Annotated in this window: 10 protein-coding genes and 4 pseudogenes; 9 read left to right on the top strand and 5 right to left on the bottom strand. The window is 69.2% G+C overall.

Translation table 11 applies throughout. The features are described from left to right. Positions 1–513 precede the first annotated feature (513 nt). Together G3I77_RS37665 and G3I77_RS37660 are read left to right on the top strand one after the other, a co-directional pair. Positions 514–798: a hypothetical protein gene (locus G3I77_RS37665; RefSeq protein WP_248511298.1), complete on the top strand. Its 285-nt coding sequence runs from the start codon at positions 514–516 to the stop codon at positions 796–798. A gap of 239 nt (positions 799–1,037) precedes the next feature. After that, complete coding sequence (locus G3I77_RS37660) at positions 1,038–1,532, top strand: hypothetical protein (protein WP_248511296.1); 495 nt, start codon at positions 1,038–1,040, stop codon at positions 1,530–1,532. 663 nt (positions 1,533–2,195) lie between these two features. Here G3I77_RS37660 and G3I77_RS40995 read toward each other — a convergent pair. Then, positions 2,196–2,993, bottom strand: coding sequence for a DUF427 domain-containing protein (locus tag G3I77_RS40995; RefSeq protein ID WP_308311446.1), 798 nt, complete (start codon positions 2,991–2,993; stop codon positions 2,196–2,198). 603 nt (positions 2,994–3,596) lie between these two features. Here G3I77_RS40995 and G3I77_RS37645 point away from each other — a divergent pair. Beyond that, positions 3,597–4,569: pseudogene (locus G3I77_RS37645) on the top strand (aldo/keto reductase). 199 nt (positions 4,570–4,768) lie between these two features. Here the strand turns inward: G3I77_RS37645 and G3I77_RS37635 are convergent. Further along, positions 4,769–4,925: pseudogene (locus G3I77_RS37635) on the bottom strand (IS5/IS1182 family transposase); the annotation flags it as partial. Positions 4,926–5,530: 605 nt separating this feature from the next. Then, a pseudogene (locus tag G3I77_RS37630) lies at positions 5,531–6,108 on the bottom strand (transposase family protein); the annotation flags it as partial. 3 nt (positions 6,109–6,111) lie between these two features. On the opposite strand from G3I77_RS37630, the pseudogene G3I77_RS37625 reads away from it, so the two are divergent. The 6 genes and pseudogenes from G3I77_RS37625 to G3I77_RS37600 all read left to right on the top strand — a co-directional run. Next, positions 6,112–6,350 (top strand): annotated as a pseudogene (locus tag G3I77_RS37625) (IS5/IS1182 family transposase); the annotation flags it as partial. A gap of 46 nt (positions 6,351–6,396) precedes the next feature. Further along, positions 6,397–6,663, top strand: a complete 267-nt coding sequence (locus G3I77_RS37620; RefSeq protein WP_248511294.1) for a hypothetical protein — start codon at positions 6,397–6,399, stop codon at positions 6,661–6,663. Between the two features lie 135 nt (positions 6,664–6,798). Then, positions 6,799–7,863 carry an SDR family NAD(P)-dependent oxidoreductase gene (locus tag G3I77_RS37615; protein ID WP_308311445.1) on the top strand — a complete coding sequence of 355 codons (1,065 nt, stop codon included), beginning with the start codon at positions 6,799–6,801 and terminating at the stop codon, positions 7,861–7,863. Positions 7,864–7,880: 17 nt separating this feature from the next. Continuing rightward, positions 7,881–8,408: a nitroreductase/quinone reductase family protein gene (locus G3I77_RS37610; RefSeq protein ID WP_248511292.1), complete on the top strand. Its 528-nt coding sequence runs from the start codon at positions 7,881–7,883 to the stop codon at positions 8,406–8,408. 370 nt (positions 8,409–8,778) lie between these two features. After that, entirely contained in the window at positions 8,779–9,384 is a 606-nt protein-coding gene (locus G3I77_RS37605) for an ABC transporter ATP-binding protein (RefSeq protein ID WP_248511290.1), read from the top strand. After that, positions 9,381–10,259, top strand: a complete 879-nt coding sequence (locus G3I77_RS37600) for an ABC transporter permease (protein ID WP_248511288.1) — start codon at positions 9,381–9,383, stop codon at positions 10,257–10,259. Before G3I77_RS37605 ends, G3I77_RS37600 begins: the two co-directional genes overlap by 4 nt. Before the next feature lie 631 nt (positions 10,260–10,890). Here G3I77_RS37600 and G3I77_RS37595 read toward each other — a convergent pair. Further along, positions 10,891–12,090 (bottom strand): peptidoglycan-binding protein LysM, encoded by a 1,200-nt coding sequence (locus tag G3I77_RS37595; protein ID WP_248511286.1) that lies wholly within the window; start codon positions 12,088–12,090, stop codon positions 10,891–10,893. 99 nt (positions 12,091–12,189) lie between these two features. Next, positions 12,190–13,227 carry an IPT/TIG domain-containing protein gene (locus G3I77_RS37590; RefSeq protein ID WP_248511284.1) on the bottom strand — a complete coding sequence of 346 codons (1,038 nt, stop codon included), beginning with the start codon at positions 13,225–13,227 and terminating at the stop codon, positions 12,190–12,192. Positions 13,228–13,495 lie beyond the last annotated feature (268 nt).

Below are 13,495 nucleotides of genomic sequence, written 5' to 3'. Positions count from 1 at the left end.
CCGGCGGCCGCGGCGGTGTGAAGCTCGCCTGGGACGGCGACACCGACTGGTCCTGCGGCAACCTCGGCACCGACACCCACGACGTCCTCCTCTGAGCGCCCGTCGCACCGCTGCGGCGCGTCTTCGCCCGCTCTGAAGACGTCGCCGACGTGGCTGACGGGCTGGTGCGCCGCTGGCGAACGCCCGTTGTGAGGGCCCAGCGACTGCAGGTCGCAGGGCCCTGTTGATCGGTGAGGGTCAGGCGAAGTCGTTGCCTGCGGTGCTCATGGAGTCCGCTGCAGGGGGTGATGCTCGCAACTGACGGCAGCCATCAGGCGACGGACGGCTCGTGGACCTGAGGCCGATCCCCTCCGGCCTGACCACTAGCCCTGGACCGGGCGTCCTGACGTTGGCCGTTCGCCCTCTATGGGTTTGCTCCGCACTTGCCGGCGTCGGCTTGGCGGCCGTCCAGCCCGCCGGACGGGGCGACGTCACGCGGGGGCGCCGAGCGGCGGGTGCTCGAGCACGCGGGGCTTGTACTCGACCAGCACCGACACCTACACAGCCACTGCCCCGAACTGGACCCAGTGCGCGAACGTCGCGTCCGGAGACTGGTACCGGACCCGTACCGACGGCAAGGACTATTACCTTGAGGGAGGCGTGAAGATCAAGGATGTGATCGGCATCGACCTGAGCAGCCAGCGGGCATACGTTTCCACGCACAAGCTGATCTACAACGTGTCGGGAAGCGCGAAGAAGATGTGCGGCAACAACAGCACGCCTGCCACGGCCGGCAAGGTCCAGGAGAAGAAGAGGTGACGGCTTCCGTCGCCGCTAGCGGAGCCCGCCGCACGACAGTGCGGCGGGCGCCGGCCCTGGCTGCTGCTCTCCTGGCATGCGTGCTGCCATTGGCCGGATGTTCCGACGCGGACTCCCTGGGGCGCGTCCATCACGACGACTCAGGGAAGGGCGGTCCGCTGTCCGCCAGCTCCGGCACGGGAGGTGTCAGCATTCAAGCCCCCAAGACGGTCCCGTGGTATGGGAGTTTCGGCTCGTTCGTGCTGTGTGCCCGGTACCCGGGGAACAGGATTTCCCTGCGAGACATCGAGTACGAGGCTGACGTCGAGCCGCTTGAGGTACGGACGTATCTGCGGACCGTCCGAAAGAGCCAGATCGCCTTCGGCGACGACGGCTCGCGAACGGCCGAGACCAGCGGTTTCGTCAGTGCCCTCGGCCGCCCGCCCAAGTTCGATGACCTCGATGGACAAGCGGTCGGGACCTTCACGAGCAAGATCAACGGTCACCTGATCACCCAGTCCTGCGAGGACGCGGCAGACCAGGCGAACGGCTACACCGAGCTGCTCTTCGTCATGAAGTTCGGCAAGGAAGGCGGCCATGTGCCCCGGGCGTCGATCAACTACGTCTCCGACAAGGGACCCGCGGACTCCGGTCAGTACATCCTCGACCTGAAGTGGGCCATGACCGGCTGCGGTACGAAAATCCCGATCCCCGGCGACAAGACGACCCAGGACTACTGCCAGGTCCAGGGATGAGAGGTCACGGCGTCGTCAGAACCGCCCCTCAGCATCAGCCACCGACGCCGTGATCAGCTTCGTCCGCGTCCGGATACCGCATGCCCCCGACGTACCAGCCGGCACGGGATCAGGCGGCCGGCAGGCCGGACCAGCAGCACAGCAGCAGGCCGCCGAGAGCCCTCAACGGCTGCGGCCGGAACCTTGACTCTCGGGGTGCTGGCGCGCCGACCCCATGTGCGGCCCTTGGGCGACCGGCCGGTCCCGCCCGCTTCTTCCTCGAAGCAGATCCACGCCCGGCCGCCGCCCTGCTGGTTTTACTTCTGCCAGGTCACCTCCCGCCAGCTCGTGCTGACGACCGCGGAAGTCAGCTGCTGACGGACGATCACCTACCGACGATCACGTCTTTGACCGGCACGAGCACCCCATCCACGACCCACGCCAGCCCCGCGACCTGCAATTTCAGGTTGAAAACCTCTCAGTGGGAACGGCGGTTTGAGTCCTGCCAAAGCCCCAGCTCAGCCCACAGCAGCTCTCGCTTGTGGGCGGGCAGCCGTCGCTCACGACCCTGGTGCGCGCGAGTGGGAGCGTGTACCTGCGCGGACAGTCGGCTTGCTCGCCGGCGGGCCGGTCGGTGGTGCGCTGTGGGCGCCCGGGACATCAACAACTCTCACGGTCGCCACCTCACCAGAGTTGGGTGCCCGGGGCGCCCTTGAACGGCCCACGCACCTCCGCGGTGATCCAGCCGCCGTAGAAGTCCCCCTCCTGCGCCGTGACCTCCTCTCCGTCGACCGTGCAGCGGTCCATGCGGCTCGGGTAGAAGGCGAAGAAGTCGGCGAGGGGTGCGTAGCCGGGCTCGGGACGGGGATAGCTCCAAGCGGCGCGAGCGCGTACGTCGTCTCCCACGATGACGTCCCAGTACCGGGCCGACCCCTTCCATTCGCACCACGTCCGGCCCGCGACCGCCGGGAACAGAAGTTCCGTACGGACGTCCTGCGGACGGATGTAGAACACGGGGGGATGGCTGGTCTCCAGTACCCGGACGGCCGTGCAGGTCTCGGCCACCACATGTCCGGCGCACTCCACCCGCACGTCCCGGTCGTCCTCCCGCATGACGGGCGGCCGCGGGTAGTCCCAGACCGACTCGGGCGTCCGCGGGGCGGGACGCGGCACGGGCTCTTCCAGCGGGTCCAGATACACCTCGTCCTCGTAGCACCAGGCCCATTCCCGGTCGCGTGCCAGGGTACGTGCCACCGGGTGTGCGCTGGAGTCGAAGTGGGCCGTGGCGTGAGCGCCACGAGAGTTGTCGTTGCAGCCCACGTGGCCGCAGGCCAGGCACAGCAGCAGGTCGGCCGGTGCGCGTCCGCGCGCGGCACAGGACGCGCACGTCTCACTCAGCGGGGGTGGGTCCGCCGTCCAGGTGTGGGAGCAGGGTTTCCCCGCGGGCCGTCCGCCATCGGGCCGGGGCGTCCATCTCGTCATCGGTGCTCACCGGCCTGTGCAGTCGACCTCACGCTTCTCGGCAGCACTGTGCCCCGGCCCACGCCCATGTCGGTCACGCTCTCTCCTCTGCGGTCCTTGTCCTCCCCACTGTTTCGCCCCGAGACCGCACCGGAGATGCAGGCAACCGGGCAATCCGTCCCCAGCGGCCCCCCCACGCCGGAAGCATGCGCCACGCGGAAGCGACCACGGTCAACATCGTCTGGGAGGAAACCAGCAGCCAGGCATTCGACCCCGGCTGCGTGCCCACCCGTATGGGAGGGCCGGGCGCACCGGAAGACCGGACAGCCGGACACCGGACCCAGACGTGGCCGGCGGTCGCGAGGACGAACGGTTCCAGGCTCGTCTCCTCCAGGCCCTGGAGCGGCCACGGGTGTGGTGCCCGACCAGGAGCCAGACCATCCTGACATCTCCCTTGCCATGGAGTGCGCTCGAAGTCGTAGCGCCGACGGCGCAACGGCGCACGAGGGCCTCTCAGCGCCCGCTCCTCCTGGGATGCCGGGTGACGGCATCTGCGCCTGGATGGACGGAGGCTTCGTGTCGCCCGAAGGACGATCAAGCGTGCAGGGAAGGCTGGGACACGACATGCAGAAACGTAGTCTGTGGGAATTGCATGTATCGGCCATCGGCCTGGGGTGCATGGGCATGTCCGCCTTCTACGGAACCGCCGACGAGAAGGAGGGCGTCGCGACGATCCGGCACGCCCTCGACCTCGGGGTGAACTTCCTCGACACCGCGCAGATGTACGGCCCGCTCACCAACGAGTCCCTCGTCGGCGAGGCGATCCGGGGGCGCCGCGACGAAGTTCAACTACCGGATGGACGACGCTGTACCGGGCGACATCAGCACGGTCGGCCCACAGGACGGCTCGGCCGAACACGTCCGCAGCTCCGTCCACGGCTCCCTGAAGCGTCTGGGAACCGACCGCATCGACCTGTACTACCAGCACCGGGTCGACCCGAACGTGCCCATCGAGGAGACGGTCGGCGCCCTGGGCGAACTGGTCGCCCAGGGCAAGGTGCGCTCCATCGGGCTGAGCGAGGCGAACGCCCAGACCATCCGGCGTGCGCACGCCGTGCACCCGGTCACGGCCGTGCAGAGTGAGTACTCGCTGTGGTCGCGGGACGTGGAGGCCGAGGTGCTGCCGGCCTGCAGGGAGCTGGGCATCGGCTTCGTACCGCACTCGCCCCTCGGCCGCGGCTTCCTCGCCGGGCGGTTCACCTCGCCGGACGACCTGGACGCCCACGACTGGCGCCGCCAGAACCCGCGCTTCAGGGACGCCAATCTGGAGGCGAACCTGCGGCTGGCGGCGAAGGTGAAGGAGATCGCCGCTGAGAAGGACGTGACGCCGGCTCAGCTGGCCATCGCGTGGTTGCTGGCTCAGGGCGAGGACCTGGTGCCGATCCCGGGCACCAAGCGCCGCACCTACCTGGACCAGAACGCCGCCGCCGTCGACATCGACCTGACGACGGACGACTTGGCCCGCATCGACGCGGAGCTGCCCGAGGCGGCCGGTGAGCGGTACGACGAGGCAGGCATGCGGTCCGTCAACCGGTAGGGAGAGGGCGCTCACCCCACACGGGGGCTCCGTAGGGAATGCGGGGTGGTCATCGACCTCCTGAGCGCCGGACCGCACGCGGCGAGGCGCCCAGTTCCCGGTGGTAAGTCTTGTTGAACGCCTGGAGGGCGGGGATGGCGACGGTCGCGGCGACCGCCGGGATGGCGAGCGTCGACGCGATCAGGTTCTGTCTCCTTGGTCAGTGCCGGGTCCAGATGAGTCTGCCAGCGAGGTGGATTGCGGCCTGGTAGGCGATGGCGAGATTTGTCAGCTCGTGTGGCCGGGCCGCGCCACTGATCGAGCCGGTTGATGCACCGCTCGACGGAGTTCCGGTGCTTGCAGGCCTCGTGGTCGAAGCCTGAACGTCACGGCCGAACCGTCGCCATCTTGACCGGCCAAGGCCGTCAAGCCCATCGAAGGAGCGGACCAGGCGTACTTCGCCACGGCCACCTTCGCCGACCCGGGCCAGAGCCATGCGCAGGAGCTTATACGGCGTGGCCGCGACCTGCCCGGACGGCCGGAGGTAGCAGCCCTCGCCGATGCGGATCGGATCCACGGACTGAAGCGGGACGAACGCTTCGATCTCGGTCGCCTTGGCCGCGGTAGCGGCAGGTCGTGCAGCTCGTTCTCGCTGATCGGGATGACCTGCTCCTTGGTCAGCTGGGTAGCCTTGCCGATCTCGCCCTGGTCGACCTCACGGTTCGGGGCATGACGAACCTCCGCTGCTACCCCGAGCACCACCAGGCTATGAGGGCAAGTGCAGCCGCGAACGTGCACCAGGGGTCGGCGGCGATCGGCCGGTGCCTCGGGGCGCGGCGGGTCTGGTCGGCGAGGTGGGGCGCTGTTCTCGGGGTGCCACGGAGGCCCCGCCGACCGCCCGCCGTGACGCTGGGCAGCATCGCTAGGGAACGCACCCTGGGCGCTCATCCAGTTGCTGATGAGGGGGAGACAGTGAGCTTCTTCGGCGTTGCCCCAGGGTGAGGATGGCTTTGGCGATCGACGTCATGCGATTCGGGCTGCATCGGGATCTGCGGAAGATTCGCCAGGACTTCAAGCGTGCGACGCCGCGCTCGACCGGTGCCCGTGCCACGGCCAGGGCCCGGTTGAGGGTCTTCTCGGTGAGGGTGAGTTCCTGGAGGGGCTTGCTTTTGGTGCCCGTGGCCACCCAGGGACCGCCGCCCTGGTAGGCGAGGTCGGCCGGGGTGGGGCCGCCCTGGCGCTCGCAGATGCGGATGATCCGGTGGGTGCGGGCAGCGGTCAGGTCGTGCGCTCGGCCCGGCAGTGCGGGTGAGATCCATAGCAGTCGGCCGCCCGGATCGGTGACCACCTGCACGTTCACCCCGTGTCGGCGGTGCTTGGCCGAGTAGTCGGCCCGTCCGTCGCCGAACCGGTCGCACTCGGTGAGCATGCCGTCCAGCAGGACGTACTCAGGGTCGGCTTTGCGCAGGACCTTCAGCAGACCCGGCGCGCGTTCGGCGAGCAGGTGGATGACCGCGCTGGTGTAGGCGTGGGATCGCTGATCCCGAACCCGGCAGCGATCTACAGGCCTACTCATCCCGCGCGATTCGCGAGCACCTGCGCCGGCGTGGCATCCGGGCGGTGATCCCGGTCCCGGCAGATCAGCGCGGCCCCCGGCTGCGGCGGGGCAGCCGGGGGCGGCAGGCCCGCCAGCCTTCGACCGCGAGACCCGCAACCAGCGAAATGCCGTCGAGTGGTGCATCAACCGCATGAAGCATTGGCGGGGTATCGCCACCCGCTACGAGAGGACGGCGACCCTCTACCTCTGCCTGACCGCCAACCGCTTCAGCCCTCCGGCCGTGGTCATCCATGCCCGATGCCCACGCGTACCGGGCTGACTTCGGCACCGAAACCGGGCAGGGCTCGGCCCTTGTTGCCGCCCTCAGCGCCGCGGGCGTGGTGTTCCCGTCGATGCCTGAGGCCAGTGAGGCAGAAGTCTTCGCGTACCTCAAGGAGTATGGCGAGCGCCTGCCAGAGCTGGTGCTCACCGCCGTGGACGCCAACACGGGCGTGGCCATCGGCCAGGACGCCGTGGAGGCCGGTGACCTTCCCGGCGTCCTCATCGCCCCGGCCTGACCGTCTGCCGCGCACATAAGACCTCCTGTCCTCCCGCCCGGCCGACGGTCTCGCGCTGACCACCGCTTCCGGGAGGGGAACTGACAGCCATGACCAGCATCCTGCAGGCCGAGCCGGTCGTTCCCTCCCTGGTGGGTGGTCGTTGTACCGAGCGGGCTGGATGACTGCGACGGAGGTGTATCTACGGTGGCGGAGTGTGGCGGTGTTGATCTTCCTGGGCCGTGGCGGCGCTGGCGGGCGGAAGAAGACCGATGGACGCCGGGGGAGATCGTCGACCTCTGCGGGCGCACAGCGGTGGTCACGGGTGCGTCCCGCGGCATCGGCGCCGCGGCGGCCGAGCACCTGGCTCGCCACGGCGCACGCGTGATCCTCCTCTGTCCCTCCGCTGCGCAAGGACGTGCGGCAGCTGAAACGGTGCGCCGCCGTGTCCTGTCGGCGCGAGTGGACAGCATCGCCTGCGACTTGGCCGACCTGGAGCAGGTCCGTGAGGCCGCCGAGCACGTCGTTGGCCTCGTCGCAGGACGGCTGGATGTACTGATCAACAACGCCGGAGTTGCCGCACTTGCACTCACCCGATCCTCGTCTGGCCACGAGATGCACTTCGCCGTGAACCACCTCGGTCATTTCGCACTGACCGGCCACCTGCTGCCCGCCCTGCTGAACGCGTTCCAACCGCGGGTGGTGAACGTCTCCTCCGTCCTGCACCGGCTGGGCCGATGCCGTCCCGACCGCCTTCACCCGTCCCACCGGTATCACCGATGGTCGGCCTATTTCGACTCCAAGCTGGCAAACCTGCTGTTCACTCAGGGACTCGCCACATGGGCACACACCCGCCGGCTACCCTTACGGGCGATCGCTGCCCACCCCGGCCTGGTCAACACCACCCTGGGCTCCAGCGCGCTGCGCGCCGACGGCCGCAACGTCGAGGCGCGACTGCTGGAGAAGATTCAGGCGCGATGGCACTCCCCGGCCCAAGCGGCCTGGCCGCTGGTACGTGCCGCAACCGACCCGCGCGCCGCCAGCGGGGAATTCTTCGGCCCAGGCGGGCGGTGGGAATGGTCCGGGGTCCCGGTGCGGGTTCGCGCTGCGCGACGCGCGCGTGACCCCGGCGCCGCCAAGCAGCTGTGGCGGCTGTCCCAGCAACTGACCGGCCACCCTTTCCCGCCCCCGGGGCGATCCTCACCTCAGGGAGAGCGATGACGGCACCTCGTGCAATCATGATCCACATCGCCAGCCTTCGGCAGCTACTCCTGCGAAGAGTGGGCAACAGTTGGGTCCTGCGCCACTGGGGGCCGCGCCTGCTGCCCCGCCTGGACCGTCAGGTGCACCACTGGACCAACGGCAGATGGATGCCCAGCCGCCTGCTGGCTCCCGTCCTGATCCTCCACACCATCCGCCGCGACGGAACTCCATGCCGCACGCCCCTGCTGACCGGCCGCACCGCAACAGGCGACTACATCGTCATGGCAACCAACTTCGGCCGGACCCGGCACCCCGCCTGGTCCTACCACCTGCTCCACAACCCGTACGCCGCGATCGACTGGCACGGCAGGACCCTGCCGGTGCAGGCACACCGGCTCTCTCCTCAAGAACAACAAGCAGCCCGGCCCCACATCCTCACCTGGATGCCCTGCTTCGACGACTACGCCCACCGCAGCCAGCGCGACGTCCGCGTCTTCACCCTCACTCCACTCCCTCGTACCGCAGACGCCTCCAAGCCAACCAGCTCTCCCTGGACCACCTAGGAGACTTGAGCGTCCTGGCGATGTGTGGCGGACGAGCCGCTCGGAAACACACGGCACGACGGCTGACGTCGGCAAACCGGCGCCTACCGACTCCACGCTCAGTTCCCGCAGCGCGTCCAATGCGCCGAGCCGAGTCTCTGGGCTCTCACGAGGGACGGCGGGCGGGTAGGACTCGTCCAGGCGAGGGCGTGGACCGGTCGCCCACCTGGGGCCAGGCGGCGAGGGGCGGTCGGTGACGACGTCGGCACTGAACGGTCAGGGGGCTCGCTTCGGCTACACCGCAGTCCCGGGAGTCCGTGTCGTTCCGGCTTCGTGATCGTTGTGAAGTCGGCACAAGACCCGCTCGCGGTACGTGGAGGGAGGGCGGGATGTGGAGGTTGAGGATGTGCACCATGCCTACCGTCGGCGTGCGGTCCTGCGTGGCGTCGAACTGCGGCTTCGGTCAGGGACGCTGTGCGGGATCGTCGGGGAGAACGGCGCCGGCAAATCAACCCTGTTGAAGATCCTTTCCGGTGAGTTGCGGCCCATCCGGGGCGTGGTCCGCCATGGTGGCCGGTTCGGTTACTGCCCGCAGCACGTGGTCCTCAACGACGCGCTGACGGTCCGACAGCATTTGAGGTTCTTCCAGAAGGCCTACCGTCTGGCAGATCTGCGCTACGCCGAGGAGCTCATGGACGTGCTGGGGTTCGCCGGCTACGTCGACGAGCGGGCCGGGGTGCTCAGCGGTGGGACGCGGCAGAAGCTGAACGTGACGCTGGCGCTGATGCACGATCCGCAGGTGCTGCTGCTGGACGAGCCGTACCAGGGGTTCGACTGGGACACCTACCAGCGGTTCTGGGATCTGGCCGCGCGGTTGCGCGATGCGGGACGCTCGATCCTGGTCGTCTCCCACCTGGCGTACGACACCGAGCGCCTGGATGAGTTGTGGCGTCTGGAGGGCGGGGTACTGTGCCCGGACCAGGCGGTGGCCGCGTGAGGTTTCACCTGTCCCGGTTCGCTCTGGCCACCGGATTCGCGCTGACCGAGCACGGCCGCAACCGGTTCGCCATGGTCCTCGTGGTCCTGTTCGTCCCCCTGTGGACGACCCTGGTCTTCCTGACGATGTCCGACACCCCGGCACACATGCAGCTGCGCGCCACCGGGGAAACGCTGACTCCCCCCGGCAACCAACTGACCGGGATCAGCGGCGCCCTCAACGCGGTCACCCTGATCACCGGATTCATGATGTTCTCCGCCAGCTTTACCGGTAGCCGCTTCGACCGCCGGCTGGCGATGGCCGGCTACCCCCGCGCCCACCTGGTCCTGGCCAAGGTCACCGCACTGGCGCTCATTTCGGCGGTGGTCGCCGCCTACGCCGCCGCCATCACCTGCCTGGCCTGGACCCCCAGGCAGCCTCTGCTGCTGGCCGCCGCGCTGTTCAGTGCCGGTCTCACCTACGGCGCCCTCGGTGTCGGCTTCGGCTCGGTGCTGCGCCGGGAGGTCGAGGGCATGTTCGCCATCGCGATGACCAGCGTCATCGATCTCGTGCTGCAGAACCCGATCACGAGTTCCGGGGCCGACAGCCCGCTCGTGCGCTACCTGCCCTCCTACGGGGCCGTGCAGGCCAGCACAGCAGCGGGATTCTCCACCAACCCGGTGCCGCGCCATCTGGCCATCCAGCTGCTCTGGTTCGCGGGAGCGGCCCTGATCGCCCTGGTGGGCTTTGGCCGCAGCACCCGCAGCACCCTGCCCGTGCACGCACGGGCCCCTGAGCCTGCCCCGGCACGCGGCGCACCCTGTCTTGCGGAAGGTCATCCTTCCCCTCCTCCTCAACAGGAGGACAACTTGAAACGACTATCCCGGCGGTCGTAGCCGCTGCCGGCGCGGCCGCGCTGCTGACCGTCGCGGTGCTGACGAGCGCCGAGGCCGCGACCGCACGTTCCTGTACACGCACGCCTACTCGAAGCTGGCCGTCACGTTGACCAACCCGGCTGACGGAGCGTGCACCCAGACCACGGCCAACGGCACGGTGACGAACAACACCAACAGCAATATGACGCTCTATCCCAGCCTCGCCTGCGAGGGGGAGCCACTGGGCACGCTGCCGGCCAAGGGCACGGCGAGCGGGCTGGCGTTCGCCAGTGTCATCTTCGGTCGCCGTAAGCTGCCGCCCTGCACCTCGCGCCCCCGAACACACAGTGCACTTCTATCCGCCCGTGTTGCCGCCGCCGACCCGCCCCGAGGACGGATGCACCGTCCCGCTGACAGTCGCTTCTACCCGAGGCCAGTCCCTGAAGGTCGGACAGGGCTGAGGTGATCGGTGAACTGCTGCGCATGCGCGTACGTCCAACAGCATCCTGCGCGACGTGCTGATCACACGCGCCCGACGGGCCGATGCCTGAGCAACTCCGGGCCGCGTGAGGCGCAGAGGGCCGTGCCGACTGCGTCCGGCACGGACCCTCGCACAGTCTCACGGGAGTTACACGGCTCACCGTACAGACCCTCACGGGATGACGGTGAAACCGTGTCGCTTGCCGAGTCGGGTCAGGGAGTCGTGGCCCGGTGTTCCGTCGGCGTCTCTGCCCCGGTAGGAGCCGCCGGCTTCGCTGCGCTGCCAGGCGGCGTAGGCTTCGATGCTCTTGGTTCCGAACGAGCCGTCGGCGTAGCGGGGCTCGAGGAGGCCTTCGGTGACGAGAGCGTTCTCCACTGTCTGGACGTCGGCTGGGTGGGTGCGGTGGCCGTCGGGCCCGGGAGGGTCTTTCCTGGCGGCTGCAACGACGTGGGCGAGACTGACCTGCCGGGACCGGCCACCGGGGCGGGGCTGGGCCCTGGCGGACATTACCTTGACGGTGTCGATCGCTCCGGGATCACCGTGGTCGTTGCCCGGGACGTGGCAGTGGCCGAAGTGACCGCCTTGGGATTGCCATACGGAGCGTGAGCGGGTTGTGGAGCCGTCCGGGTAGGTCACGGCAGGGCCGGCTGGCCACAGGTCGGGTACGTCCCAGGAGCGGATGGCGGTGAGGATCTGCTGCCAGCCGGCTTTGTCCCGGGGGTTCCATCCTGCGGTCCACGGTGTGGCGGCGCGGCCGAGGACCTCGATCTGTATGCAGACCCGGCCCTCCCGGTTGGTGCGGCGGGAGCCGTCGTTGCGCAGGGCGCGGGCTGAGTGGTGCAGGGGGCCGAACTGCCCGACGCGGTCGGTGACCGGGCAGTAGATCAGATGTGGTTCGGCGGACACCTTGATCAGATAGGAGGTGACCGCCTCCAGGTACTTTCCGCCGGCCGGTGACTCGGTGGTGTGGTGGACCACGCGGGGTGGATTACCCGGAGTGTCCATCGGGCCGCCGATCACTCCGTCGCCGCATCTGATCGCCTGACCGATCCACAGGGTGCCCTGGTCCTGGGTGGCCGCGGTGGCCGTTGCTGCCGCCGTTCTTCCGGGCTCCACGCGGCCTGCAGGCTTTCCGCGGTGCTGGGCTCCGGACGGGGCTGGGGCTGTGCGGACGGGCTGGTACCAGTCCAGGTCTCCGTCCTCGCGCAGGACGAACACCGAGCCCGGGTGACGCGGATGCTCGATGACGTGGCGCGGGGTGGAGGGCAGCGCGGCAACCGCGCGGACGTCCTTCAGGTGGTACTCGTCGACGGTGCCGTGGTAGGTGACGGGCCGGTCGGGGTGGATGACAGCGGCGTGAAACAGGGGCATCGGATCTCCTGGCGTGATGGCTGGTCGTCGTGGCCTCTGGCGGCAGGGCCCAGGCGCGGACGGCAGGAGCCCATTGCAGGTGCACCGCGCTTGCCGGGGTCAGATGGCCGGGGCGTCGGTCCGCGTGTAGGGCAGGCCGTTGCTGGTGCCGGCGGAGGTGGTGGCGGTGACGGTGACCGGTCCGGCGGGGCCTGCGGGGGCCACGGCGGTGATCTGGGTGGGGGAGGCCACCGTGAACGACGCGGGGGCGGAACCGAAATGCACGCCGGTGGTCGTCGTGAGGTTGCTGCCGGTCAGCGTGATGGTGGTCCCGGCGTGCGTCGGCCCCTGGGCAGGAGCCAGGGAGGTCAGCGTGGGCGCTGAGAGGTAGATGTAGCTGAGGGGGTTGCTGGTGCCGCCTGGGGTGGTCACGGTGACTGCGGCGGCGCCGGCCGCGTGGGCGGGGGTCACCGCGGTGATCCGCGTGGCGGAGTCGATGGTGAACGACGCCGCCGCGAGTCCGTCGAAGCGCACCGCTGTCGCGCCGAGCAGGTCGTTGCCGGTCAGAGTGACCGTGGTGCCGCCCGCTGTCGTTCCGGAGACAGGGGCGATGGTGGTCAGCGAGGGCACCGCGGCGTAGTAGAAGTACGCGCTGGGATTGTCGGGGTTGCTGGTGCCGCCTGGGGTGGTCACGGTGACTGCGGCGGCGCCGGCCGCGTGGGCGGGGGTCACTGCGGTGATCTGGGTGCTGCTGTTGACGGTGAACGACGAGGCCGCTGTCCCGTTGAACCGCACCGCTGTTGCGCCGGTGAGGTTCGTGCCCGTCAGCGTCACGGTGGTGCCGCCAGCCACCGGCCCTTGACCGGGGGAGAGGCCGGACAAGGACGGAGCGGACGTCGTTGCGTAGGTGAAGGAGACTTGCTGTGTGCTGGTGCCCTGGCTCGTGGTGACGGTCACGTTCACCGTGCCGGTGCCGATGCCGGAGGGGCTGACTGCGGTGATCTGTGTGCTGCTGTTGACGGTGAACGATGTCGCGGTCTTGGTTCCGAAACGGACGGCTGTTGCGCCGGTGAATCCGGTACCGGTCACGGTGACGGTCGTGCCGCCGGAGACGGGCCCCTGGTTGGGACTGACCGAAGAGACCACAGGGGCAGCCATGGCTGTACTCCTTCAGACAAGGCAACTCGCGGATTGATCACACGTGCGGGCAGGGTCGTCGCGCGGCCGGAGGTGAGACCCGTCCGGGCGAGGGGGGACGTTCGCCCGGACGGGAGCTCATCGCCTCCCTGCGGGGAAGGCTGGTGGGTGGGTCAGATGCCGGGGCCGGCGACGTAGGTGAAGGCGCCGACGGCGGTGTCGGATCCGGCGGGGTTGGTCACGACCACGTCGACCGCTCCGGCGGTGCCGGGCGGGGTGACCGCCGACA

It is taken from the genome of Streptomyces sp. D2-8 (genome assembly GCF_023184515.1).
GTDB lineage: Bacteria > Actinomycetota > Actinomycetes > Streptomycetales > Streptomycetaceae > Streptomyces.
The sequence above is the reverse complement of the archived record's forward strand: the minus strand, read 5'-3'. Positions and strand labels throughout refer to the sequence as shown.